This window comes from Salinivibrio sp. KP-1 (genome assembly GCF_000968645.1).
Classification (GTDB): Bacteria; Pseudomonadota; Gammaproteobacteria; order Enterobacterales; family Vibrionaceae; genus Salinivibrio; species Salinivibrio siamensis.
This window is the reverse complement of record NZ_LAQR01000045.1, coordinates 235,845-262,666: the sequence shown is the minus strand read 5'-3', so window position 1 is coordinate 262,666 and position 26,822 is coordinate 235,845. Positions and strand designations below refer to the sequence as shown.

Annotated in this window: 22 protein-coding genes; 7 read left to right on the top strand and 15 right to left on the bottom strand. The window is 50.9% G+C overall.

Going from position 1 to position 26,822, the window contains the following annotated elements:
• Positions 1-517: 517 nt before the first annotated feature.
• From WN56_RS13225 to yceD, 13 genes are all read right to left on the bottom strand, one after another.
• Entirely contained in the window at positions 518-1,297 is a 780-nt protein-coding gene (locus tag WN56_RS13225) for a TatD family hydrolase (RefSeq protein ID WP_046075445.1), read from the bottom strand.
• Position 1,298: 1 nt separating this feature from the next.
• Positions 1,299-2,291 carry a DNA polymerase III subunit delta' gene (gene holB, locus WN56_RS13220; protein WP_046075444.1) on the bottom strand — a complete coding sequence of 331 codons (993 nt, stop codon included), beginning with the start codon at positions 2,289-2,291 and terminating at the stop codon, positions 1,299-1,301.
• Positions 2,288-2,926 carry a dTMP kinase gene (gene tmk / locus WN56_RS13215; RefSeq protein WP_046075443.1) on the bottom strand — a complete coding sequence of 213 codons (639 nt, stop codon included), beginning with the start codon at positions 2,924-2,926 and terminating at the stop codon, positions 2,288-2,290. The genes holB and tmk overlap by 4 nt, the downstream gene beginning before the upstream one ends.
• The gene (gene mltG, locus WN56_RS13210) at positions 2,923-3,939 is read right to left on the bottom strand and encodes an endolytic transglycosylase MltG (protein WP_046075442.1); all 1,017 of its coding nucleotides are present in this window, start codon (positions 3,937-3,939) and stop codon (positions 2,923-2,925) included. The genes tmk and mltG overlap by 4 nt, the downstream gene beginning before the upstream one ends.
• On the bottom strand, positions 3,933-4,742 hold the full coding sequence (gene pabC, locus WN56_RS13205) for an aminodeoxychorismate lyase (protein ID WP_046075441.1): 810 nt from the start codon (positions 4,740-4,742) through the stop codon (positions 3,933-3,935). The genes mltG and pabC overlap by 7 nt, the downstream gene beginning before the upstream one ends.
• 126 nt (positions 4,743-4,868) lie before the next feature.
• Positions 4,869-6,107 carry a beta-ketoacyl-ACP synthase II gene (gene fabF / locus WN56_RS13200; RefSeq protein WP_046075440.1) on the bottom strand — a complete coding sequence of 413 codons (1,239 nt, stop codon included), beginning with the start codon at positions 6,105-6,107 and terminating at the stop codon, positions 4,869-4,871.
• 92 nt (positions 6,108-6,199) lie between these two features.
• Positions 6,200-6,436, bottom strand: coding sequence for an acyl carrier protein (acpP, locus tag WN56_RS13195; RefSeq protein ID WP_046075439.1), 237 nt, complete (start codon positions 6,434-6,436; stop codon positions 6,200-6,202).
• Positions 6,437-6,593: 157 nt separating this feature from the next.
• Complete coding sequence (gene fabG / locus WN56_RS13190) at positions 6,594-7,328, bottom strand: 3-oxoacyl-ACP reductase FabG (protein ID WP_046075438.1); 735 nt, start codon at positions 7,326-7,328, stop codon at positions 6,594-6,596.
• 67 nt (positions 7,329-7,395) lie between these two features.
• The gene (fabD, locus tag WN56_RS13185; protein WP_046075437.1) at positions 7,396-8,352 is read right to left on the bottom strand and encodes an ACP S-malonyltransferase; all 957 of its coding nucleotides are present in this window, start codon (positions 8,350-8,352) and stop codon (positions 7,396-7,398) included.
• A 19-nt stretch (positions 8,353-8,371) separates the two neighbouring features.
• A complete protein-coding gene (locus WN56_RS13180; RefSeq protein WP_046075436.1) occupies positions 8,372-9,331 on the bottom strand; it encodes a beta-ketoacyl-ACP synthase III in 960 nt (319 codons plus the stop codon).
• Positions 9,332-9,339: 8 nt separating this feature from the next.
• Positions 9,340-10,362: a phosphate acyltransferase PlsX gene (gene plsX / locus WN56_RS13175; protein WP_046075435.1), complete on the bottom strand. Its 1,023-nt coding sequence runs from the start codon at positions 10,360-10,362 to the stop codon at positions 9,340-9,342.
• 9 nt (positions 10,363-10,371) lie between these two features.
• The gene (rpmF, locus tag WN56_RS13170) at positions 10,372-10,542 is read right to left on the bottom strand and encodes a 50S ribosomal protein L32 (RefSeq protein WP_046075434.1); all 171 of its coding nucleotides are present in this window, start codon (positions 10,540-10,542) and stop codon (positions 10,372-10,374) included.
• Between the two features lie 5 nt (positions 10,543-10,547).
• On the bottom strand, positions 10,548-11,078 hold the full coding sequence (gene yceD / locus WN56_RS13165) for a 23S rRNA accumulation protein YceD (protein WP_046075433.1): 531 nt from the start codon (positions 11,076-11,078) through the stop codon (positions 10,548-10,550).
• Between the two features lie 322 nt (positions 11,079-11,400).
• Between yceD and WN56_RS13155 the strand changes: the two genes are divergently transcribed.
• Positions 11,401-11,994: a nucleoside triphosphate pyrophosphatase gene (locus tag WN56_RS13155; RefSeq protein ID WP_046075431.1), complete on the top strand. Its 594-nt coding sequence runs from the start codon at positions 11,401-11,403 to the stop codon at positions 11,992-11,994.
• Between the two features lie 75 nt (positions 11,995-12,069).
• Here the strand turns inward: WN56_RS13155 and WN56_RS13150 are convergent, their stop codons facing one another.
• Both WN56_RS13150 and rluC read right to left on the bottom strand, forming a co-directional pair.
• Positions 12,070-12,786, bottom strand: a complete 717-nt coding sequence (locus WN56_RS13150) for an HAD-IA family hydrolase (protein WP_082084463.1) — start codon at positions 12,784-12,786, stop codon at positions 12,070-12,072.
• A gap of 4 nt (positions 12,787-12,790) precedes the next feature.
• Entirely contained in the window at positions 12,791-13,753 is a 963-nt protein-coding gene (gene rluC, locus WN56_RS13145) for a 23S rRNA pseudouridine(955/2504/2580) synthase RluC (RefSeq protein WP_046075430.1), read from the bottom strand.
• A 693-nt stretch (positions 13,754-14,446) separates the two neighbouring features.
• Between rluC and rne the strand changes: the two genes are divergently transcribed.
• The 6 genes from rne to WN56_RS13115 all read left to right on the top strand — a co-directional run bounded on the left by rne (position 14,447) and on the right by WN56_RS13115 (position 26,808).
• Positions 14,447-17,398: a ribonuclease E gene (rne, locus tag WN56_RS13140; protein WP_046075483.1), complete on the top strand. Its 2,952-nt coding sequence runs from the start codon at positions 14,447-14,449 to the stop codon at positions 17,396-17,398.
• 289 nt (positions 17,399-17,687) lie between these two features.
• Positions 17,688-21,095, top strand: a complete 3,408-nt coding sequence (locus WN56_RS13135) for a response regulator (RefSeq protein WP_046075482.1) — start codon at positions 17,688-17,690, stop codon at positions 21,093-21,095.
• Between the two features lie 941 nt (positions 21,096-22,036).
• Positions 22,037-23,725, top strand: coding sequence for an ABC transporter substrate-binding protein (locus WN56_RS13130; protein WP_046075429.1), 1,689 nt, complete (start codon positions 22,037-22,039; stop codon positions 23,723-23,725).
• Between the two features lie 83 nt (positions 23,726-23,808).
• Positions 23,809-24,795: an ABC transporter permease gene (locus tag WN56_RS13125; protein ID WP_046075428.1), complete on the top strand. Its 987-nt coding sequence runs from the start codon at positions 23,809-23,811 to the stop codon at positions 24,793-24,795.
• A 1-nt stretch (position 24,796) separates the two neighbouring features.
• A complete protein-coding gene (locus WN56_RS13120; protein WP_046075427.1) occupies positions 24,797-25,825 on the top strand; it encodes an ABC transporter permease in 1,029 nt (342 codons plus the stop codon).
• Entirely contained in the window at positions 25,822-26,808 is a 987-nt protein-coding gene (locus WN56_RS13115) for an ABC transporter ATP-binding protein (protein ID WP_046075426.1), read from the top strand. The genes WN56_RS13120 and WN56_RS13115 overlap by 4 nt, the downstream gene beginning before the upstream one ends.
• The last annotated feature ends 14 nt before the right edge of the window (positions 26,809-26,822 follow it).

The window sequence follows — 26,822 nt, the reverse complement described above, 5'->3', positions numbered from 1 at the left end:
GCACAAACGATTTGTGATTATTGAACTCACCCAAACTATAAGGGGCGAATCATCACCTTGCCTATCAGTGACGATTTTACTGATTAAAAAGTAAATATAGATCACAATTAGAATTGGCGACAAAAACAGCAAAAAACAACATAAGGTCATGATTTAAAATGACAAAAAATCTATTGCCCAGGGGAAAGGATACGAACAAAAAAATAGCAACCCCTTCACCCCTAACGTTATTTTACGTAACGAATTAATACAGCGCGTAATGCCTAGGACATAGATTGATAATTCCTAATCATTTCAAAAAGGTAGATGTGAAATTGCGCGAGATCAACTTTGATAGGCTAGCGATATAAATCGGTTATTTTGTTGCAAACATAACCGAAAAATGACGCAGGATTGACCAAGTGGGATGGTGCCTTATCAACGCCGAGATAATCAAAAAGCGGTGTTTTCTTGCGGCGAAAGGAGCGTGACGTGCTAAGCAAGAAAAACGCCCGACAAGGTTATCGGGCGACTTGAATTATTGCGGGTTTGCACCAGAAAAAAGCGTAAAAAAGTTACGGCTGGTGATGTCACAGACCGTTTCCACCGATTCACCCTTTAACATCGCGACGTACTCAGCAACTTCTTTCACATAAGCTGGCTGGTTTTGCTTGCCACGATGGGGAACAGGTGCCAAGTAAGGCGAGTCTGTTTCAACCAGCAGGCGCTCAAGCGGTATACGACGCACCACATCTTTCAGCTCTGTGGCCTTATTGAACGTCACTATCCCAGAAATTGAAATGTAGAAACCGAGTTCAATCGCCGCCTCTGCCATCTCGTAGCTTTCTGTAAAACAGTGTAGCACACCCCCGACGCGCTCAGCGCCCTCCTCACGTAAAATCGCAAGCGTGTCTTCACGTGCCGCGCGAGTATGGATAATCAAGGGTTTGTTGAGCTCAACCGCGAGACGGACGTGCTGGCGGAAAATCGCTTGCTGCTGCTCAGCAAGCTCTGGCTGATAGTGGTAATCAAGCCCTGTCTCTCCTACCGCCACGACACGCTCATCAGCCGCTAAGGCTTTCAATCGGTCGTAATCGAAACCATTTTCGATATCCAAAGGGTGCACACCACATGAGGCAAAAACATGCGAGTAAGGTCGGATCATGTCTAGCATCGCCGGAAAGCTATCTAGCGTTACCCCCACCGAAAGGAAATAGTCGACGCCCCTTGCCTGCGCTTTATCTAAAACATCGGCAACATTCTGGTGCAGCGAGTCGTAATCCAGTTTGTCGAGATGGCAATGAGAGTCTATTAACACGTTATTCTCCAATCGATAATAACCACTGGCTAACAACCAATTCGGTATTTAGCCCTGTATGAATTTGTAACTGACGCTGTAATTGATGCAGCGCACGTAGTAGTGAATGAACTTGCTGGGTGGTCAGCACATTGGCCACCTCGGCAACCCGTTGATGATGATGCCGATGCACAATGGTCTGCCCCACACCTTGACGCCATTTAAGTACATCAAGCAGAAAATGACTGAGCCAGTTCAATGAAGCGGGATAGTGTGCGACCAACACCTCGATAGTGTCAAACAGGCCCGTTCTCTCGCGCACATAGGTAGAAAAGCCTTCCACCACACTATGGTGATGATCTAACCCGCCCGATGCCACAAAGTCACGAGCAGCCAAGGGGGCGCCCCGATATAAGCTTACCGCATGGTCTGGCACCGAGCGCTGCAATGCTTGCTCGATCCACACTTTGGCTGTTTCAGCCTCCGCCTGCGGGGCTTTCCACACACTACAGCGACTGATAATCGTCGCGAGTAAACTATCCAGCGAGTCTGTCAATAACACGAAGTAACACCCTGAAGGTGGCTCTTCTAGCGATTTAAGCAACGCATTGGCCGCGGCTTCCCCTAAACGCTCGACACACTCTATGACAATAAAGCGCGCCCCGCCCAATTGCGACGTTTCCAGCGCTTGTCGTTGCACTTTGCGCACTGCATCAATACCAATCTGCTTGCCGGGCTTCTCGGGGGCTAGCCAGTGAATATCGGGGTGGTTACCCGCCGCGAAAAGCTGGCAATGATGACAATGCCCACAGGCGCTATCGTTTTGATGGCCACACAGTCGCACCTTGGCAAGCTGGCTTATCAATGCGCGACGGCCGCTGCCCGGAGGCGCGGCCAACAAGAGCGCGTGCGGAAAGCGCGCACTCGTCAATAGTTGCTGCCAATGCGCCCAAACGCCTTCAAACAAGGGATAAACGTAAGGCGCTGGGTATGCCAATGTTATCTTGTCACTCATACGCCTGGTTGCTGCTTAAGCCAATTTTCTAGTGCCGTTTTAATCTGAGCGGTCACTGTGTCTAGCGACTGGCCCGCATCAATCACCACCACACTAGGATCGTCGTTTGCCAATGCCAAATAACGCGCTCGCGTGCGCTCAAAAAAATCCAGTTGCATGGTCTCAATCCTATCCAACTCACCTCGACCCCGCGCACGTGCAAGGCCTACCTCTGGGTCGATGTCCATATACAAGGTCAGTGAGGGGGCAAACGTCCCCAAGACCGTTTCTTTTAGGCTTTTCATCAGCGACGTGTCCATGCCCCGTCCCCCACCTTGGTAGGCCTGTGATGACATATCATGGCGATCACCCACCACCCATTGGCCCTTCGCCAGGGCGGGTTTAATCACGTTTTCGACAAGCTGTACCCGTGCGGCGTAAAGCATGAGAAGCTCGGCTTTATCCGTGAGCGGTTCATCCGGGTGACCTTGTTTGACAAGCGTACGCAACTGTTCCGCAAGCGGCGTACCGCCGGGCTCTCGCGTAGTGATCACATCCTGGATTCCGGCGTCGAGTAACACCTGTTTGATCTGATTGATGGCCGTACTTTTGCCCGCGCCTTCAAGGCCTTCTACAACGATGAAATGGTTCTTCATTGATTCTTCAACACTTTTAAGTAATCACGCACGGCCCGGTTGTGCTCGGCCAAGGTGGTAGAAAATTGGTGGCCGCCTTTACCCGTGGCGACAAAATAGTAGTAATCCGTTTTGGCTGGCTGGGCAGCGGCAAAGATAGCCGCTTTACCTGGCATCGCGATTGGCGTCGGGGGCAAGCCATTAATTACATAAGTGTTATAAGGCGTCGGTGTACGTAAGTCACGTTTACGAATATTCCCCTCATACTGATCGCCCATACCATAAATCACGGTGGGATCGGTTTGTAAACGCATACCGCGTCGCAACCGATTAACAAATACCGACGCCACCTTTTCTCGCTCACTCGCCACCGCGGTCTCTTTTTCAATGATGGAAGCCAGGATTAATAGCTGATAAGGGGTTTCTATCGGTAAGTCCTCGATACGTTGCTGCCAAGCCTGCTCCAAGGCCACTTCCATTGCACGCGCGGCGCGTTTTAGCAATGCAATATCGGTATCCCCCACATCATAAGCATAGGTTTCAGGAAGCAGTAATCCTTCTAATTTATCGTGTTTGAGCCCAAGCGCATCAGCAATTGCCTGTTCACTCATGCCATCCAATGTTTTGTCAAGATGCGGCGCGGAGGCAAGCTGCTTGCGCCACTGGACAAACGTACTCCCTTCGACAAAGGTGATTTCATCTTGATATTGCTGCCCTGAACGCAGAGTCGCGAACGCCTCGGCTAATGTTTGTCCAGGTTGAATCTGAAAGGTGCCCGCTTGTACTCGAGTCAGCTCTGGATAAACCCGTGGCGCAAACTTCGACCAGATGCTTGATGCCATCCAACCGTTGTCTTCAAATTTTGCAATGACCTTATGGTAATGTGCACCGCTAGGGACAGTGAATAGCTGAGGCGTCTGCAAGGATAACGGCGTGGAAATAAACGCCTTCGTTTGCCAAAGCACCCCAGCGACTGAGGCCAAGACTATCGCCATCAATACGCTCACCAGCCCCAAAAATCGCTTTTTTAGCACGCGTTTAACCTCTGTTGTAATCGCCTTGTCAGCGTATGCGTTTTATAACTTGTTTCATTGATGGATGTCACTGGCACCACCTTCATCAAGGTATTGCAAATAAACACTTCATCGGCACACCACAGCGCCGTCTCATCGACCGCGACCGTTTTACATTGGTAGTCCGTGAAACCTTCAATCACGGCCATCACTTTTTCTCGCATCAGTCCCGCTACACCAGCATATGCCAAATCAGGTGTATAAATGACATGGTCTTGGCACCAGAAAAGATTGGACGCCGTGGTCTCAACCAAGTTGCCAAACATGTCCGCGACCACGAAATCATCGGCCTCCACGTCTTCCAGTGCCAGCTTTAGACGCACCTGCTCTAACCGATTGAGATGTTTAAGCCCCGCAAATGGTGACGCGCCAAGTTGCATCTGCGTCGTCGCCAACGCCACCCCATGCTGTTGCCAATGATGATAATGGCGAGGAAACGGATGTAGGCTAACAATGACGGTTGGCGACGAGCAGCCTTTGGGACTGTAACCGCGTCCCCCCCGGCCTCGGGTGATAATCACCTTCAACACCTGTTCATCCTGCGAATACTGACACGCTTGATCGAGCGTTATCGCGAGTGCCGACCAATCAACCTCGCGAATGGCTAATCGCTCACAAGTGCTTTGTAAACGCAGTATATGTGCATCGCGATCAAGTAATAGCCCCTGATACACATGGCCAGTGGTAAAGCAACCATCACCAAATTGGAGCCCTCGGTCAGCGACCGCTAATTCGCAACAAGGATGTCCGTTTACCCAGATCATCTATCAACCTCGACAGTCAACTATTCTTACCGACAATAAAAACCTTACCGACAATAAAAAACGGCCCGAATCGTCGGGCCGTTACTATAGCAAACTCTTTTTAGGCTGTATAAACGCCTATGCGTATTACAGCTTTTTGAAGATCAAAGAGCCGTTGGTGCCACCAAAACCAAAGGAGTTACACAAGGCGTACTCCATTTTTACGTCACGCGCTTCGTGCGGTACGTAATCTAAATCGCAACCCTCATCGACATTATCAAGGTTGATCGTTGGTGGTACGGCTTGATCAATCAGCGACATGGCAGTGATAATTGACTCGGCAGAGCCTGCCGCACCGAGCAAATGACCGGTCATCGATTTGGTTGAAGAGACCAATACACTGTCCGCCGCCTCGCCCATTGCACGACGGATCGCTTTACTTTCCGCAACATCGCCTGCCGGTGTCGAGGTACCGTGCGCGTTAACGTAACCGATTTGTGCCGGGTTAATCCCCGCATCACGAATCGCTGCTTCCATCGCCAGTGCCGCCCCTGAGCCATCTTCACTGGGTGACGTCATATGGTAAGCATCCCCGCTCATGCCAAAACCGGCTAATTCACAGTAAATGGTCGCGCCACGTGCTTTCGCGTGTTCATATTCTTCAAGCACCATGACACCAGCACCATCACCCAGCACAAAACCATCACGATCTTTGTCCCATGGGCGAGAGGCCGACTGTGGATCATCGTTACGTGTTGATAATGCTTTGGCGGCGGCAAAACCGCCAATACCAAGCTCGGTAGAGGCTTTCTCTGCGCCGCCGGCCACCATAGCGTCTGCATCACCGTATGCAATCATACGGGCGGCATGACCAATATTATGCAGGCCTGTGGTGCATGCGGTGGAAATCGAGATGTTTGGGCCACGCATGCCGTAATTAATCGACACGTGCCCTGCAATCATATTAACGATGGTTGATGGGACAAAGAAGGGGCTGATTTTACGTGGACCCTTCTCCATATACGCACGATGGTTTTGTTCAATCAAACCAAGACCACCAATGCCTGAACCTATCGCGACACCAATACGGTGTGCATTGTTGTCATCAACTTGCAGTCCGGAGTCTTTAATGGCTTGCACACTGGCAGCAATGCCATATTGAATGAACAAGTCCATTTTTCGTGCATCTTTTTTCGACATGTAGTCTTCACAATTGAAGTCCTTAACCATGCCCGCAAATTGAGTAGCAAAGTTAGTGGCATCAAAATGCTCAATCGCTGAGATACCGCTTTGCCCGGCTAGCAGAGCTTTCCATGAAGACTCAACTGAGTTACCCACGGGTGACAACATACCCATGCCAGTCACAACAACACGACGCTTAGACACGATGATATTCTCCGGAGAATATAAGTTTGGAAATTAGAATAGCTTAAAAAGAACACAGGCGGTCGAGGAGACCGCCTGGTAGGATTCTGAGATTACGCTGAAGCGCCGACAACGTAGTCGATAGCTGCCTGTACAGTAGTAATCTTCTCTGCTTCTTCATCTGGAATCTCTGTATCGAATTCCTCTTCAAGAGCCATTACCAGCTCAACGGTATCCAGAGAGTCCGCGCCCAAGTCGTCTACGAATGAAGCTTCGTTTTTCACTTCTGCTTCGTCGACACCTAGTTGCTCAACGATGATTTTCTTTACGCGTTCTTCGATGTTGCTCATATTAATACTAGTCCTTACAAGATTCGCAGATGCGATATGTGCTGTAGTTTATTCATTAATGTGGAAGTTGCAAGACCTCCACGGCTGGTCAAACCACGATTTGGGGACAAATCAATCGGAGTTTGACGTGTGTCATTCGAGATTGCAACGGTCTCGATCAAATCATGTACATACCGCCATTGACGTGCAAGGTCTCGCCCGTCATATAAGCAGCATCATCAGAGGCTAAAAACGCCACCGTTGCAGCAATCTCTTTTGGATCACCCAAACGCCCTGCTGGCACTTGTGCCAGCGTCGCAGCGCGCTGTTCATCATTTAGCGCCTTGGTCATATCGGTTTCGATAAAACCAGGCGCGACTGTATTCACTGTGATGCCACGCGCAGCCACCTCACGTGCCATGGATTTGGTAAAGCCAATCACGCCGGCTTTTGCTGCCGCATAATTTGCCTGTCCCGCATTACCCATCACACCGACCACAGAACCAATATTAATGATTCGGCCACAGCGTTTTTTCATCATCGCACGCAATACGGCCTTTGATAAACGGAAGATTGACGTTAAGTTGGTGTCCATAATGTCCTGCCACTCATCGTCTTTCATCCGCATTAATAGGTTATCACGAGTGATACCCGCGTTGTTAACCAGAATATCAACGTCGCCAAATTCTTTTTTGATCGTATCAAGCACCTCTGCGACCGACTCTGGCGAGGTCACATTGAGTGCCAGGCCTCTACCGTTTTCACCGAGATAATCGCTAATTGCAGCGGCGCCTTTTTCGCTGGTCGCCGTACCAATCACGGTGGCACCACGCTCCGCTAAAAGCTCTGCCGTTGCTCGGCCGATCCCACGGCTTGCGCCTGTCACCAGCGCTACTTTTCCGTCTAGTTTCATTCGGTTACCCTTTTAGTTGATTCTGCCGGCATGCACCGGCAGTCACAAAGTGTCTTCGTAATACGGTTTATGCCTTCGCAGTGGCGAGGCTGGCGCTATCATTGACGGCCGCGCTGCTCAACGCCTTGTTGATGCGTTTGGTCAAGCCAGTCAGTACTTTACCTGGGCCAAATTCCAACAGCTGTTCCACGCCTTCAGCCGCCATATGCTCAACTGTTTCGGTCCAGCGTACCGGGCTATGTAATTGACGCACTAAGGCTTCTTTAATTGCAGCCGGCTCTATCGGCGTTGCCACATCAGCGTTGTTGACCACAGGAATACGTGGCGCATTAAACGTGACAGATTCCAGTGCTTGCGCCAGTTTTTCTGCTGCCGGTTTCATCAGCGCACAGTGAGAAGGCACCGACACTGGCAGCGGTAATGCACGTTTTGCACCCGCGTCTTTGCACAACGCATTGGCGCGCTCCACCGCTTCTTTATTACCCGCAATGACCACTTGGCCTGGCGAGTTGAAGTTAACCGGTGAGACCACCTGGCCTTGTGCCGCTTGCTCACAGGCTGCCGCGATCGCATCGTTATCTAAGCCAATAATTGCCGACATCGCTCCCACACCGGCTGGGACCGCCTCTTGCATCAATTGACCGCGCAGCTCGACAAGCTTAACGGCTTCTTTAAAATCCAATACACCCGCACAAACCAAAGCAGAATATTCACCCAAACTATGGCCAGCAAGCATCGCGGGCGCGGCACCACCTTGTGATTGCCAGACGCGCCAAATAGCCACAGACGCCGTCAACAAAGCTGGCTGTGTGCGGTGCGTTTCATTTAAATCCGCTTCTGGCCCTTGCTGGACCAATGCCCAAAGGTCATAGCCAAGCACTTCTGAGGCTTCTGCAAACGTCTGCTGGACAACACCATATTGTTCGGCGAGCTCCCCGAGCATACCCACGGTTTGGGAGCCTTGACCGGGAAAAACAATCGCAGTTGAAGACGTCGCTGTTGAAGAACTAGCTGTTGAAGACATAGCTGTTTTCCTATTAATTTTAGAATCTTACGAGCGCGGATCCCCACGCAAAACCACCACCAAAGGCTTCGAGTAACACGGTGTGTCCGCGTTGAATACGCCCATCTCGTACCGCCTCATCCAGTGCGGTCGGTACTGACGCTGCCGACGTATTGCCATGACGGTCAAGCGTCAATACCACTTGATCCATCGACATCGACAGTTTTTTTGCTGTCGCTTTAATAATGCGGTAATTGGCCTGATGCGGCACCAACCAGTCAATGTCTGTCTTTTCAATTTGGTTGGCCTGAAGCGTTTCTGTCACAATATTGGCCAGTTGTGTCACCGCCACTTTAAAGACTTCATTCCCCGCCATATAAAGCCAAGCTTCATCGGCCTCTAACGATTGACCACGCTCTGGATACTTAAGTTTCAAGAGCTCGCCAAATTTACCGTCGGCTTTTAAGTGGGTGGACAAAATGCCATCATTTTCATCGGCAGAAAGCACGACGGCGCCTGCACCATCACCAAACAAAATGATGGTGGAGCGATCATCGGGATCACAGGTATGTGAAAGGCGATCAGCGCCCACAACCAGTGCATTTTTGGCTAACCCGTTTTTCACATATTGATCCGCGACACTTAACGCATACACAAACCCAGAGCACGCCGCCGCAATATCAAATGCGGGACAGCCTTTAATCCCCAACATCGCTTGCACATCACAAGCGGCAGCGGGAAAGGCACGCTCACCACTGGTGGTCGCCACAATAATCAGGTCAATGTCATGTTTATCAATGGCAGACATCTCTATCGCCTGCACGGCGGCCTGATAAGCCATCGAGGCAACGGTATCTGTAGGTGCAGCAATGCGACGCTCTTTGATCCCCGTACGGGTCACAATCCATTCATCACTGGTGTCTACCATCTGTTCAAGGTCAGCATTGGTGCGAACCTGTTCAGGCAAATAGCTGCCTGTGCCCAAAATCTTACTATACATGAAGACTACTAATGCCTCTCGAGAAGAACTGCCTCTAAACGGTCACTTATCTTAGTTGGGATTTGCCGTTCGACCTCGTGCACCGCTTCAAAAATAGCGTTTTCGTAAGCGGCGATATCAGCGCGTCCGTGACTTTTTACAACGATGCCGCGCAATCCTAGCAAACTTGCGCCGTTGTACTGGTCGGGTTTCAGCTGTTGGAGTTGATTTAAAAGATCAGAAAATAGCCATTTCGCGATCCAACGCTTAATAGGATGCGGGTGGAGATGGGCTTTCACCTTGTCGATGATCAAGCGTGCGACACCTTCGCTGGTTTTTAACGCCACGTTGCCGACAAAGCCATCACAGACAATCACATCGGTCTCGCCTGTATAGATTTGATCGCCCTCAACGTAGCCGGTATACCGCACTGCCTCACTTTGCTGCAAGAGATCGGCACAGCGGCGCACCAAGTCATTCCCTTTGATCGCTTCTTCACCAATGTTTAGCAGCCCGATTCGAGGTGTATATCCCAATTCAGCCTCCGCCAACACCGCGCCCATCACTGCAAATTGGAATAAGGTATCGGCATCACAGGCCACATTGGCGCCTAAATCCAGCAACCATTTACGTTGATAATTAGCACCTGGTAAGGCTGTCACTAGAGCGGGACGGTCGATGCCGGGTAAGAGCTTGAGCAAGTATTTGGATAGCGCCATAAGCGCGCCGGTATTGCCCGCGCTCACACACGCATCTGCTTCACCACTGGCCACTTTTTCCAGTGCGACACGCATAGACGTGCCATGGCTGCGACGCAGCGCCGTGGACGGTCGCATGTCATTAGGAATAACGTCCGGGGCATGGACGATAGATAGTCGGGAATGATGCTGGGCATGGCGTTGATTCAGTGACGCCTGGATGCGAGATTGGTCGCCCACCAGGATCACATTTAGGTCCGCAAAACGCGACAATGCCTGCACGGAGGCAGGCACTGTGACTTGGGGACCGAAATCCCCGCCCATCGCATCGAGTGCAATGGTTAACCTAGTCAAGGGTCAACCTTACTTGTTGATAACCTTGCGGCCGCGATAGAAACCATCTGCCGTCATGTTATGACGCAGGTGAGTTTCACCGCTAGTTTTGTCTACAGATACAGCTTGAGTACCCAGTGCATCGTGTGAACGACGCATACCACGCTTAGAACGGGTTTTACGGTTCTTTTGTACGGCCATTGACCCTACTCCTCGTTACTTTGCTTTAAGTTTTTTAGTACGGCAAACGGATTTGGACGCTCATCAGCAAGTGGGATTTCCCCATACACCATGTTGTCTGCACTGACCTTACAGTCGGTGTCTTCGTGCATGGCGACTTGTGGCAAGGCCACAATCAACTCGTCTTCGACTAATTGAATCAGATCAATCTCACCGTTTTCGTCGACTAATGCCGGCTCATAAGCATCCGGTAAATTGCCAACCTGGTCATCATTGAAAACCGGGCTATAAACGAATTCAGTTTCAAAGCGATATGGAAATGGTTCCCAACAACGTTGACACTCAAGACTCACTGTTACGGTCGCACGACCGGTGACAGTTTTGAGCCCTTGGGCGTCAATGTCGAACGAAAGCATCACTTCCGCATCACTATCGATGCTTTGGGTTGCCTCACCGAGACGCACTAAACGCTGCTTGTCTACAATACCATCATAGTCAAGTTGCTTTTGTGCACAACGGAACGGATCAACCGTCAGCGGTAGCTTTACCTTCTGCATAGGGCGCGAATATTAGCCTCCAAATGCGCTGGAGTCAAAGAAAATGTTACCTGTGTCAGGCGCGAAAGGATGATAGAGACAAAAGCGCACAAGCCATTGGTGATCGGGATGCCTCTGGCGCCTCGTTTACTCAGACCGGCAACGATGAAAACCAACCCTTTCACCGCGGTCAACAAGCCAGCCAGGCATACCTCTCCCGCTTTGCCCGACTCAAAGTCGCGCCCGCTATTTTTTCAGGTTAGACTGAGAGTTGAAAATAAACAATCATCGACCACGCAGATTGTTTAGTCACCTTCAACTGCGCGCAATATAAGGAACGATCATGCACACGACGCAACCTCCCAAAATTGTGCTGGCTTCAAGCTCACCGTATCGTCAAGCCATCTTTAAAAAGTTTGCGCTTCCGTTTACTGCATTCGCGCCGGCGATCGATGAAAGCCGGCATGAAAACGAGCGTGCCACCGACATGGTTGAACGCTTAGCACTCGAAAAAGCCATGGCGGGGATGCCGCTATTCGATAATGCTCTCATTATCGGTTCAGACCAAGTTTGTGTGATTGACGAGGAGATACTTGGTAAGCCGCATGCGCGAGAGGTAGCGATCGATCAGCTAAAACGGGCAAGCGGAAAACAAGTCACCTTTTATACAGGAATCGCGTTGATTAATAGTGATACGGGAGAGCATCAATCGGACGTTGAGCCCTTTCATGTCGATTTTCGTGAGCTAAGCGAAAAAGAAATCGTTCGTTATATCGACAAAGAACTGCCGCTAGATTGTGCCGGCAGCTTCAAATGTGAAGGCTTGGGTATTGCCCTTTTCAATGCCATGCACGGGCGTGATCCGAATACCCTTGTGGGCCTCCCACTGATACGCTTGCGTGAAATGTTAGAAAAGGAAGGTATCTCAGTTATTTAATGCGCTAACTCATCGTCAGCGCACTCGTATTTGCAACCGTATCAACACGCACTTAAGGATAATCAAAGCGGCCAATTAGCTCACCATCTCGTTTAGGCTGTTTAGTACGGCAACTGGCTCATAGGTCGAGAGGCTGGCGGCGCCTTCTACGCCCCAAGTGACGGCAAGCCTTGCCATATCCGCATTGATGGCCAATTGCATATCATGGCCGGTATCACCAATCATCAGTGCTTTATCACGTGGAATACCTGTTTGCGCTAACACTTCATCCAACATTTGAGGATCCGGCTTAGAGGCCGTTTCATCGGCGCATCGGGTCACCGAAAACAAATCGTGAGTTCCCGTTTCCGCCATGGCCCGATCGAGTCCAGCGCGTGATTTCCCAGTTGCCACCGCGAGCGTAAAACCCTGCGCTCTCAAAGAGATAAGGGTGTTTTTTACGCCAGGATAGAGCTGACAAGGCGTCGGATTATCGTAGACAAATTGTTGACGGTAGTGCTGAATCCAATCGGCATACCACGCCGGATCAGCGTCAGGGTAAAGCCGCTGATAGCCCTTTTCTAAGCTCAAGCCAATCATGGTTTGCAAGCGTTCTGGTGGCAATATAGGCAACTGCTCAGTCAGCCGAGCCGCCGCGTCCAGGCTTGAGACAATGCGCCCAATCGAATCCATCACAGTGCCATCCCAGTCAAAGATTAACAGTGAATATGGCGCAATCACGGAATTCGAAGGTTGCTTGATCTCGCTTGCGCCAGGTTGCCAAGGGGAAGTAAACGGTGATTCAACTGTCATTGCTTTAACCTCTGAGTGATGCTGTTTTCGTCCGTAGTCCCTCAAGCGCCCGCTCAAGCTTAGGCTCCATCGGCGCATTAAGCGTCATGCTTTCATCCTTGCCCGGATGTAGGAAGCGGATGGTGGCCGCATGTAAAAATAAACGATCCAGCCCAAACGACTTGGTATACGCATCAAAACGTGGATCGCCATAACGATCGTCCCACGCCAACGGATGACCCATATACTGAGCGTGCACACGAATTTGATGCGTTCTCCCAGTCACAGGGCTTGCTTGCACTAAGGTTGCTTCAGCGAAGCTTTCAAGCACTTTAAAACGGGTCTCTGACGGCTTACCCTTAGGATTGACGCGTACAATACTGTTCACCTCATTTTTCAATAAAGGTGCCGTTACTTTGCGCTGTTTAGCGGGCCATTTGCCCATCACCAAGGCGTAATAGTCTTTACGTACTGTTTTTTCGCGAAATTGCGCTTGCAAATGACGCAACGCGGAACGTTTCTTCGCAATCAGCAAAATCCCAGACGTATCTCGATCGATCCTGTGTACGAGCTCCAAAAAACGTGCCTTAGGGCGAAGCGCGCGCATCGCTTCTATTGCCCCAAATTGTAACCCACTTCCTCCGTGCACCGCTGTCCCCGAAGGTTTATTGAGCACCAACAGATGGTCATCTTCATAAAGAATGCAATGCTCAAGCGCGGCCACTTTGTCTAATTTAGTACTGGGCGCGGCTTTCTCATCGCGCTCTGGAAGGCGGATGGGAGGCACCCTCACCACATCTCCGGCTTGCAGCTTATACTCTGGTTTTATGCGTTTTTTATTAACTCGCACTTCTCCTTTACGAAGTACGCGATAAATCATACTTTTTGGGACGTTTTTCAGCTGATTTCGCAGAAAATTGTCAATTCGTTGGCCGGCGATATCGTCATCGATGTCGATGAATCGCACTTGAGTTTTTTGTTCTGTCATAACCTTCATTCTACCGCTAAGCACAGCGACATGCACCTGCTGCGGCAAGTCACCCCTCACTTAGCACAGCAGCGGGTTGTGTTCCCCCCTGTAACCGCGAGCGGCACAAGGCATTATCGTGCAAAAAAACACCACATCTGCGCGGTTTTACTACCAACACAACATAAGCGAATAAAGCCGATTGCTGGACTTTAGTCTCCCTGCTATAGTTGCGGCGTTAATCAGAAAAGCAAACGCTTATCTGAAACACAGCTTATCGCCTGTGACAGCGATTTCATCAGTAGAACATGCACTTTTCGACAAAAGGCCTGGTCTGTGATGAGTCAATCAAGTGATAGCTGTATACGGTTATATCCGTAAAAGAACCATAATTCCGAATGCTTTTAAGGCGTTACGCGGCAATTGGCGTAAGACGTAAACCAAAAGCACCCGTTTAGTGTGTTGACACGAGACTGTTAGTCAGTGTCAGAGCTCTCCGCCATCGGTAAAAACGGCGGACGCCAACTGCGTAATCCGGTGAGCCATAAAAACCGTTGCAGCTGGCCGATTAAAACTTGCCCGAGCGCACCCCTGATTTTCTCCAGCCGGGAGGCTGCACCATATCAGACTTGGGGTCAGGCAGCATTGACGACTGCTCTCGTCATCAACCGCTAATAACAACGATAAATAAATGAGAAAAATCAGATGAAAAGAATGTTGATTAACGCAACTCAGAAGGAAGAGTTGCGCGTCGCATTGGTTGACGGTCAACGGCTATACGATCTCGATATCGAGAGTCCTGGCCATGAATCGAAAAAAGCTAATATCTATAAAGGACGCATTACCCGTATCGAACCTAGCCTGGAAGCGGCATTTGTTGACTATGGCGCCGAACGACACGGTTTTCTCCCTCTAAAAGAAATTGCTCGCGAATACTTCCCTTCCGGTTACACCTATCAAGGCCGTCCAAACATCAAAGATGTGGTGAAAGAAGGCCAGGAAGTGATTGTCCAAGTGGACAAAGAAGAACGCGGCAACAAAGGGGCTGCACTGACTACATTTGTCTCGCTTGCGGGCAGCTATTTGGTATTAATGCCAAACAACCCACGTGCTGGCGGGATTTCTCGTCGCATCGAGGGGGAAGAACGCAGTCAGCTAAAAGAAGCCATGTCTGGCCTCGAACTGCCACAAGGGATGGGCTTGATTGTACGCACTGCAGGTGTGGGTAAATCGGCCGAAGAGCTTGAATGGGACTTGAAAGTCCTGCTCAATCATTGGCAAGCGGTGAAAGAAGCGGCTGGCGCCAACCCTGCGCCTTTCCTGATCCATCAAGAAAGTAACGTGATTGCCCGTGCAATCCGTGACTATTTGCGCCGTGATATTGGTGAAATCTTGATCGACAGTGAGAAGGTCTTCCAGCGCGCCCAAGAGCACATCAAACTGGTTCGTCCTGACTTTGTCAGCCGCATCAAGTTTTATGAAGGCGAAGTGCCGCTATTTAGCCACTATCAGATTGAAAGTCAGATCGAATCTGCCTTCCAACGCGAAGTGCGCTTACCCTCAGGTGGTTCGATTGTCATTGATCCTACCGAAGCCCTAACCTCAATCGATATTAACTCTGCCCGAGCCACCAAAGGCAGTGATATTGAAGAGACGGCACGCCAAACCAACATCGAAGCGGCAGAAGAGATTGCACGCCAATTGCGTCTGCGTGACTTGGGTGGCTTGGTCGTGATCGACTTCATTGATATGACCCCTGTCCGCCACCAGCGCGAGGTGGAAAACAAATTGCGTGACTCTGTCCGCATGGACCGTGCACGGGTACAAATTGGCCGCATTTCACGCTTTGGTTTGCTGGAAATGTCACGTCAGCGCCTCAGCCCGTCTCTGGCAGAAGCCAGTCATCATATCTGCCCGCGCTGTAAAGGCACTGGTGTAATTCGTGATAACGAATCGCTAGCATTGTCCATTCTTCGTTTGATGGAAGAAGAGGCAATGAAAGAGAACACGGCGCAAGTACTGGGTATCGTCCCTGTCCCCGTCGCCTCTTACCTACTTAACGAAAAACGTCGCTCGGTCCAGCACATTGAGAAATACCACAATGTCAAAGTGGTCGTGGTACCCAATGCCGACATGCAGACGCCACACTTTGATGTGGTTCGCGTCCGCGGCGGTGAAGAAATGGCGAACCTGTCTTATCAGCTGCCAAGCCAGATTGATGCGCTCAGAGAAGTAGAAGCACGCGAAGAGCCACAACAAGCGCGTCCAGCGAAAAAACGTGAAGAACCTGTATTACAAGGGTTTGCAGCGCCAAGCTCGCCGGCACCAAGCGCAACCAAAACCACCACGTCTGCCACTGAAGCCGAGACAGCCAAGCCAGGCCTGTTCGCGACAGTTGGTAAGTTTTTCTCTCGCCTGTTTGCCGCGCCAGCAGAGGATACAGCAACCGCGTCGTCACAGCCTGCCGCTGCACCTGAGCCAGCTCAGACGAAGCAAAACCAGAAGCCATCACACGACTCACATAACCAACGCAATAAGTCGCGTGGCCATAAGCCACAAAACCGCGATGAGCAAAGTGATAGCAACAACGGCGAACGTGGACGTAACAACAAACAACGCCGCCAGAATAAGCCGCAAGAAGAGCGTCGCGATAACAATCGTAAAGGGAAGAAAACCCGTAACGATAACCGCAACGACAAAGCGAAAAAGCCTACGACGCAACAAGATGAGGCCAAGGTAACCAAGCCACAGTCTGACAATGCGGATAAAGGCAACAAGCAGCAAGACCAAAAGGCGGAGAAAACCGAACAGGTTAAACAACGTCGCCAGCGTCGTAAGCTGAACCGCAGCGTGCGTATCAACAAAGACAATGCGGAGACGCAAGCCACCACAGACACTACATCTGATCAAAGCAAAGATTTGCAACAGGTCGGGGCGGAAGTGGCACAACAGGCCAAGCAGCAGCCTGATAACGCGAAGAAAGAAGGTCAGCAGGACAAGCGCCGTAACCGTCGCTCACCGCGCCACCTTCGCGCCAGTGGACAGCGTCGTCGCCGTCGCCCAATGGTGAAAAGCCCAATGCCACTCACCACCGGTATGGCGTCACCCGAAATGGCGATGGGCAAGGTGTGGTCGGCAGAGCAACCGGTGAAAGTGAAGCAAGATCGCCGCCGCCAGGACAAGCGCCAAAACAATAAGGCCATTGTCAGTGGTGTTGCCCGTCCAGAAATGGCCATGGGTAAAGTCATTATCATGCAAGCTAAATCGGAGGAGACGGACACAGTGTCGACCCAACCGATGGCGTCGATAAACACCCCTGAGCCTGCACCGCAACCGGCACAAAACCAAGCAACACCTGTGATCGACGCTGCGCCTAAGGTCGCGACGCCAGACGCGCCAGCGACAACCCCTGAGCAAGACTCAGAGGTCGATTTGGTGACCGAGAAAGTGATTGAGCGCGAAGCGGAAATCAACGCCCCGACGGCAACGATTCAATACCGCCGCGCTACGTCACCAATGATGAAGGCTCCGGCACCGAACGAAACGGTTGATCACAGCCCTGTGGCAATCGCTGCCTTTAAAGCGCCTAACCCAGAAGCGAAAGCAGCAGGTAGCGCCGAGGCACGAGCGTCTGCCTACGCACCGGCGACCAAACCTCAGTACTAATTCCGTTTGCTTTCGGAATGCTAAAGGCCTCGGCATCTGTCGAGGCCTTTTTTATTTGACCGTTGTTCCATGAAATAACGTGGGCAAAACATACGCAATCTTGCAGCGATACACGGAAAAGTGCGTCGATCCACACGCTTCCATCGCGACTTCCTTGTCAAAGCGAAAAAACTCAGTAACGTCAAGGCAGACAATGATTGTCGTGTCGTCGCGCGAGAAACAGGCTCATCAGAGGCGTAGACGCTGGCCACGACATTAGAACGTTGCTGTAGGGAAGATGCTGTTGCTTATGAAAACCTTGTTTACTGCTTACCCATTTAAACGCCTCCATCACACCTTGATGCTGGCCTTCCTGCTATTGAGCCTCCTCCCTCTGATTTTGGTCGCCTTGTTTTTTCTTAACGCCCATAGCCAAGATCTACAAGAACAAAGCACGGCACACCTTTTATCGGTTCGCGACGGTAAGCAGCAGCAAATCAACGATTACTTTGAGGCGAAAGAAGCGGAAGTCCTTGGGTTTGTTGCTTCAGAGCTCGCCTACGCCAGTGGTGGGCATTTTTATGGTTTGGTCAATGCCTTTCAGCGACTACGACCAAACATCGACGCCGCTCGTGATTACGCACAACGCCGCTATTACCTTGGGTCCGGTGAAAGGATCAAAACCCCTGTCTATAAGGACGATCCCAATTATTCCGCCACCGAGCGTTATCGGCTGCTACACAAACGCTACCACCGCGCTTATCAAGCTTTGCTCGCTCGCGCAGATTTTGACGACCTCCTCTTGGTCGACAAGCAAGGCAACGTCACCTATTCGGTGAAAAAGCTGGACAATTTTGGCACTAACCTACTCTCAGGCCCGCATCGCAATGCACGACTGGGACACACTTTCGCGGCCCTAAAACAGCAAACACAACAAACAAAAGGGAAGTTAGATCCGACGCCTAAGGTGATTATCTCGGACTTTTCTGCTGAAGATACCGACGCACCCGTTGCATGGCTTGGCGCCCCCATTATTCAGCAAGGGTACCTGCATAGCTACGCGATCTTCCGGCTTCCTAATCATACCCTTACCAGGCTAATGGCCCCCAGAGAAACCAATGCGATTGAAACACACCTCGTCGGCGATGACGGCAAGACTCGAGCGCATTCAACCAGCAACAGTCAGCTTGTCAATAACACGCCTGCCATAGAAAAAGCATTAGCCGGAGAAACGGGCGTCACCCGCTATCAAACCCAATCAGGCCAAACCATGCTCGCTGCCTACACCCCCATTCACGCCCACGGTCTCAAATGGGGGCTAGTGGCTGAAGTCCCTACGCAAGTGGCCTACGCTCGAATCCACCAGCTGCAACAGCTTTTTATCGTTGCCATGTTACTTGCGATTCTCGCGGTGGTCATTGCCTCGCACTATATGTCCAACTTTATTACTCGCCCGCTGCTTCAGCTTACATGGGCGGCAGAAAAAGTCAGTGCAGGTGACCTTGATACCCAAATCCACCACACGCGTCGTCGTGATGAAATCGGGCGTTTGGCGGTGAGCTTTGCCCGCATGCGCCATGCCATTCGCGAAAAACTGGCCTTAATACGCCAACAAAACCAGGCCTTAGAAGCTAACATCACCACCATACGTGCTCAGAATGAAGAGCTGCATGTCGCCAACAAGCTGAAAGATGAATTCCTGGCCACCACCTCTCACGAACTTCGTACCCCCTTACACGGCATGATAGGGATTGCCGAAGCACTGATTGACGGTGCGAACGGTCCGATTAGTCGCGATCATCAGTACCAACTGTCGATTATCGTCAACAGCGGCCAGCGCTTGGCCAAGTTGGTTGATGATCTCTTGGACTACCATAAAATGCGCTATGGGCAATTGGATTTGGAGCAAGGTCCTGTCAATCTCAACGCCATCACACAGCTTGTGCTGTCACTCGCCAAGCACCTGAAAAAAGAGAAGCCGCTAGACATCATTAATCAGCTCAGCGACACGCCAATCTGGGTACACGCGGATCCCCAACGGCTTGAGCAAGTTATGTACAATTTACTGGGAAATGCGATTAAGTTCACCGATGCGGGTAAGATTGTTATTAGCGCCGACACCTTGGACGATCGCGTTCGTATCCAAGTGGTTGATACGGGTAAAGGGATCCCCGCGGAACAGCTAAGCACCGTTTTTGAACCGCTCGCACAAGCAGTGAGTAGCCACTATCATTATCAACACGGCGCAGGCCTCGGTCTATCCATCAGTCGTCAACTTGTTGAGCTGATGGGCGGCCAGCTGTACGTCAGTAGTCAGCCGCAAGTGGGGACCACCTTTAGCTTCACCCTTCCGAGCGTCAATGAGCCTCCGGTGTTGACCACCGAGCTTTCCGCCGTCTCTACCCAACACATTCATCAAGATGACACGCGAGAGACCCTCGCTCACTCCTCTTCGGACGTTGTTTCGCAAAGCCAGCATAATCACAATGGCTTACATATTTTAGTGGTCGATGATGAGCCAACCAACCAACAAGTACTGACCAGTTTTCTTAATATTGAAGGCTATCAGGTCAGTACAGCCAGTGATGGACGTACAGCGATTGATCATATCGCCACCACAAAGCCAGATCTCATCTTACTCGATGTGCTAATGCCCGGAATGAGTGGATTCGAGGTCTGTGAGCAGCTGCGTGCACGCTATGACCATGCTGCACTTCCGATTATCATGCTAACCGCCTTAAATCAGCCTGATGATCGCATCTATGGCTTTGAGGTCGGCGCGAATGATTATCTCTGTAAGCCCTTTGATAAAAGAGAGCTCGCCGCACGGATAGCAACACATCTTGCCGCTAGCCAAGCGGAACAGCGCCGCCAAGAAAATCAACGCCTCGAGCAGGCGCTTGAACAAAGTGCTCGGCAACAGGCCAGTCTACTCGAAACCCAGTCTTGGTTGATTTCACAGCTCTCTCTCGCTCCTGAAGCTATGTTAGGTATGCGAAAAGATGGCCAGGTTCGCTTTGTTAACCAAGCGGCAGCCTCCTTGTTTGAGCGTGAGCAAGACGAGGTAAGACGGATGCATGGCCAAGCCTTAGTGAAAGCGCCCGAGCAAGCCAATCAGATGGAGCGCTATCAAGGCCCACTGACCATTTATATTGAAGGACGTCCCCGAGACGTCGACGGTATGGTGCTGCGTTTTCCCGCAGAGTCTGACATTGACAGCCTGTATGTCATCAACACAGACGCTCCCGTGTCTCAGTCTCGTATACAGAGCCTAGAAAGCGCCATCGAAGCCTTATCTGGCTACGCATTAGGCGGAGACTCGCGCCAACTTGAAACGCTAAAAGCCATGGGGGGCGAATTTGAAGCTATCGCTGAAAAAGCGCAACACCAACAACAAGATAAAGCCAACGCACGCAGACAGCTAATTGTTGATGCCATGGTAGCCAGCTTGCATTACTGGGAAGAAGCCACAGGCAAAAGCAAATTCGATTTTGCCGAGCAAAGTGGTCTTTGGCGCGTCTACCTTGACCGTAGTAGCTTACAAACCCGCACATTGGATAAGTACCTGCTCATCGAAACCCTGCCAAAAACCCCGCGATGGCGCACAGTGCTGAGCTCCATTCGCTTTATCCTCGATCATTGTGACAAACGTAGTACGACCCGTACTCAGCTGGAGTCCTATTACCAACAACTTCGCCAGCTACTGCTAGAAGACTAACACAGCCAAATCGCTCCTTCTCCCAGTGCCTCTCCTATCGGGACAGGCACTGCTTCGTTCCCGCTATCGTTTCTCCACCCTCTTAAGCATCCCTTCTTCTGAGGACAGGCACTTTTACCCTGACAAGCACCCTCTTAAGGCACCCTCTTACGGGGACAGGCACTGTCTCTTATGAGGACAGTCGTACTTCTTGCGCTCTCATTTCTTGTAAGGACAGGCACCTACATGTTAGCCGCAGGCCCCTCGTTCTGTCCGACACACTATCAGCTCTTGTGGGGACAGACACTTATAGCACTCCCTTTTAGCGCCCTATCAGGACAGGCGCATCGAAGTAAGTGAGCAAACCTCGGTGACTGTCCTATTGGCGGTTCTCTTAACGTGCCTGTCCTCTGACTGACGAGCTAAAATCGCTCATTAATAATCTTTGCGAACCAACCTCATTTCAATCGCAATGCTTCTTAGCAAAAATCCCCTTTTATGTCGGATATAACTCAGAAATGCGCGACTTGTCACAACAAAATAGATACTGATTTTTCTCGTTAAAAAATAAGCGTGTTTTGGTGTGTGACATGCATCGCCAAAAAGATAATTAAACATAACCTTATGATTTTTATATTATTATAATTCCATCCTGGGTCGTTATCAGGAGAGGATCGTGATTGCATCCTGAAGCGGACAACCTTTTTAGCTGTTTTTTTTAACGAAAATAACGTCAACGTCGCGCTTTTTTACGGTTTTAACGATTATTCACATTGCAGCTTTCACTTAACTTGGGCTTAGTGAAGGTGTTTGCTGGCCTGGAGCAACAAGTATCGCTTGGGGCATCCCATCCATAATCACAACGTCAGGGTCGGCAACACAGTAAGCTTGAGCTCGCGAAGGTTGTTAGCAACGAGCTCACTATCCATCACGTGAACTGAAAGCAACAGTAAGGAATGGCTATGTTTTCGAGTAACATTAGAGTTGCCAGCAAGACCCTACTTGCCTCTGCAATCATCGGTGCGCTGAGCGCAAGTGCTGGCGTCAGTGCCGCCGAGCGCAGTGAGCTCACTATCCACCCGAAAGAATTCAATACTTTTGTCCGTAACTTTAACCCTTTCCTCGGCGCTACCTATCTGCACACCACCACTGACTTTATCTATGAGCCTTTAGTGGTGTTTAACGAAATGAAAGGCAACCAACCTGTCTTTCGTCTCGCGAGCGGCTATGAAATGGCGGATGACCTGAAAAGTGTCACCTTCACCCTTCGTGAAGGGGTGAAATGGTCAGACGGTGAGGCCTATACCGCCGATGATGTGGTGTATTCGTTTGATTTGGTCAAAAACCACCCTGAGTTGGATCAATCTGGGATTAACCAATGGGTTGATGATGTGAAGAAGCTAGACGACTACACCGTCCGCTTTGAACTCACTGAGGCAAACTCGAATGTCCCCTACGAAATTGCGAAAGTACCTGTGGTGCCTGAACACGTCTGGAAAAATGTTGAAGAGCCCGCGTCTTACACCAATGAAAACCCGGTAGGCTCTGGCCCCTTCACCACCATCGATACCTTCACGTCACAGCTCTATATTCAATGTCGTAACCCGCATTATTGGGATAACGACAACCTCGATGTTGACTGTCTGCGCGTACCACAAATTGCCAATAACGATCAGTTTTTAAGTAAAGTGATCAACGGCGAAATGGACTGGACCTCATCGTTTATTCCTGACATTGATCGCACCTATGCCGCCGCTAATCCAAACCATCACTATTGGTATCCTGCCGCCGGCACCCAAGCCTTTATGGTTAATTTTAATGACCCAGACCCTGCCAAGCGTGAAGCGCTAACCAATGTCGACTTCCGTCGCGCCTTTTCGATGGCGCTGGACCGTCAAACCATCATTGATATCGCGTTTTATGGTGGTGGTACGGTAAACGACTTCGCCTCTGGCTTAGGTTATGCCTTTGAGTCTTGGTCCGACGAAGCAGTGCATGAAAAATATCGCCAATACAATACGTACGATCTAGACGGCGCCAAAGCACTGCTCGCTAAAGCCGGCTTTAAAGATCAAGACGGCGATGGCTTTGTGGAAACGCCATCAGGTAAGTCGTTTGAGCTCGAGATCCAATCCCCCAATGGCTGGACCGATTTCAACAACACCGTTCAACTAACGGTTGAGCAACTTGCCGAGGCCGGTATCAAAGCCAAAGCACGTACCCCTGATTTCTCGGTATACCGCCAAGCGATGCTCGAAGCCGACTACGACGTCGCCTACACCAACTACTTCCACGGTGCTGATCCTTACACCTATTGGAATAGCGCGTATAACTCCAACTTACAGGAAGGGGATGGCATGCCGCGGTTCGCAATGCATTACTACCAAAATGCCGAGCTCGACAAGCTGTTAGACAGCTTCTACAAAACCGCGGACAAGGCTGAGCAGCTGGAAATTGCCCACCAAATCCAAGCGATTATCGCCAAGGATCAGGTCACTATTCCGGTGCTTTCTGGTGCACAAATGTATCAATACAACACCACCCGCTTCACCGGTTGGTGGAACGAAGACAATCCGAAAGGTCGCCCCTCTATCTGGGCCGGCATTCCTGAGCGTCTTCTTCATGTGCTGGACCTTAAGCCCGTTCAGTAACCAATATCGGGCGCCTTGCGCGCCCGCTTTTCCACGGTGTTCACGCCACGAACATCACCACTTCGCTGTGTAAGGTGTGGGTTATGGGTTATTTTTTCCGACGGCTAACTTTTTACATGATTGCCCTTTTAGTGGCAGCAACACTCAATTTTATTATTCCTCGTGCCATGCCCGGTGATCCTGTCACCATGATGTTTGCCAACGCCTCGGTGCAAGTCACTCCAGAGCGGATTGAGGCAATGAAACAACTGCTGGGCTTTGTTGATGGCCCCCTCTATATGCAGTATTTCACCTACATGAAAAACGTGTTGAGCTGGGATTTAGGCACCTCCATCCAATTTTATCCGTTGTCGGTTAACGAGCTCCTCGGCAAAGCCTTTGGCTGGTCGCTGTTTCTCGCTGGCAGTGCGGTGCTGCTGTCTTTCTCGTTGGGCTCGATTTTGGGCATTTTTGCCGCTTGGAAGCGCGGCGGAAAATACGATGCTGTGATCACCCCAGGCATGCTGATTATCCAAGCGGTGCCTCAAGTGGTTATCGCCATGTTGGCGCTGTTTATTTTCGCCATTGGGCTGAAATGGTTTCCAACCGGATATGCCTACACGCCAGGCGTCACCCCTGACTGGACCAGCTGGACCTTTATTAAAGATGTGGCCTATCACGCCGTACTCCCGCTGTTTTGTGCCTCCATCATTCAAGTCGGCGGCTTTTTGGTCAACATGCGTAACAACATGATTAACCTGCTTGCGGAAGACTACATCACCATGGCCCGCGGCAAAGGGTTAAGCGAAAACCGCGTGGTGTTTAACTACGCCGCCCGGAACGCGCTCTTACCCAGTGTCACTGCGCTATCGATGTCGCTGGGTATTGCCATCGGGGGCCAACTGATTGTGGAAATTATTTTTAACTACCCCGGTCTTGGCTCGGTGCTTTTGAATGCGATCAACGCGCGGGACTACCAAGTCCTGCAAGGCCAGCTGCTGATTATGACCTTGTTTATGCTCTCGTTTAACTTAATTGCTGACATGCTGTACGTGGTCCTTGACCCACGCCTGCGCAAAGGAGGCAAATAACATGAAAGATCTCCTCACCCTTATCGTTCGCAATAAGATTGCTCGCGCAGGCTCCATCATTGTTGGTTTATTTATATTGATGGCGGTCTTCGCGCCTTTATTAACCCAGCACGCGCCAGATAAACGCACCGGTAATCCGCATGAATACCCCAGCTTTATCGTCAAAGCGGCGCAAGCCAATCCAGACGGCTGGGTCGCCACACACTTAGCGGATGATCGTCGCACCCTACTGATGTCGAAAAAGGCCGACCATGTCCTTGGTACCACCCGTATGGGTCGTGATGTCTGGTCGCAGTTAGTACATGGCGCCCGTGTTTCGTTAGCGGTGGGTTTTGGGGCAGGCATCACCGTGTGTGTGCTCGCCACCTTAATTGGTATTACCGCCGGCTATTTAGGCGGTTGGGTTGACGATGTACTCACCGCCGCGATGAACATTATGTTGGTGATCCCGCAATACCCACTCTTGTTCGTGCTCGCCGCATTTATCGGCGAAGCCGGACCGCTGACGATCGCCATCATTATTGGCTGCACCTCGTGGGCGTGGGGCGCACGGGTGGTTCGCTCACAAACCCTTGCCCTGCGCGAAAAAGAGTTCGTGAAAGCTGCCGAAGTGCTGGGTGAGTCGCGCTTTCGTATCACCTTTGTCGAGATCTTACCTAATCTCGTGCCCATTGTTGGCGCTAGCTTTATTGGTTCGGTGATGTATGCCATTGCCATGGAGTCGATTATCTCCTTTCTAGGCCTTGGCGATCCCAACACCATCAGCTGGGGGATCATGCTCTACAACGTGCAAACCTCTTCATCCATGTTAATTGGCGCGTGGTGGGAGCTGCTCGCACCTTGTATTGCGCTGACTTTACTGGTTACGGGGCTTGCGTTACTCAACTTCGCGGTGGATGAAATTGCCAACCCGCAATTACGAGCGCAAAAAGGGATGAAGCGCTGGAAAAAACTCAGCCAACAAGAAAAGAAAGCCCGCGACGAGAATCCCGTTGCCGAACACATGCTGATCAGTGGAGATAAATCATGAGTCGCACCCCACTTATCTCAATCCGTGACCTGTGCGTGGACTACATTACCGATGCCGGTGATGTCCGAGCCTGTGATCACGTTAGTTTTGACATTGCCCCCGGTGAAGTTTTTGGTCTGGCCGGCGAATCGGGTTGCGGTAAATCCACCGTTGCCTTTTCGCTGATGCGTCTACATAAGCCACCCGCCTTTATCACCGGCGGAGAAGTCATCTTTAACGGCGAGAATATCCTCGATTACAGCGACGCTCGGATGCGCGACTTTCGCTGGCGGGAGATGTCGATGGTGTTTCAAAGCGCCATGAATGCCCTTAATCCAGTGCTGACGCTCGAAGAACAGTTTTGCGATGTGCTAATGCGCCACACCAACCTGACCCGCAAACAAGCGGTCAAACGGGCTCAGGGCTTGCTGGAAATTGTCGATATTCACCCTAGCCGCCTGACCGATTATCCGCACCAGTTTTCGGGCGGGATGCGTCAGCGCTTGGTAATTGCCATTGCGCTGGCCTTAAATCCGAAAATGATCATCATGGATGAGCCCACCACGGCATTAGATGTGGTAGTGCAGCGCGAGATCTTGCAAAAAATCTACGCGTTAAAAGAAGAGTTTGGCTTTTCGATTCTGTTTATCACCCATGACTTATCGCTCATGGTGGAGTTCTCCGACCGGATTGGGATCATGTATTCCGGTGAGCTGATAGAGGTCGCGCCGTCCAAACAGGTGCTCAACAACCCCTACCACCCTTACACCGAAGGACTGGGCAGCTCATTCCCCTCACTCACCGGACCTAAGCGCCAACTCACGGGGATCCCGGGCAACCCGCTCAATTTGCTCGAAATCCCGACCGGCTGCCGCTTTCAAGCGCGCTGTGCTCAGGTGCATGAGCGCTGTCGCACCACCCAAACGGCGCTGCGCCAAATCGAGCCGGGCCGGTATTCCAACTGCCATCTATACGGCGAGCCCATCGCCCAACAAAAACTCTAATAACGCGCCAATGT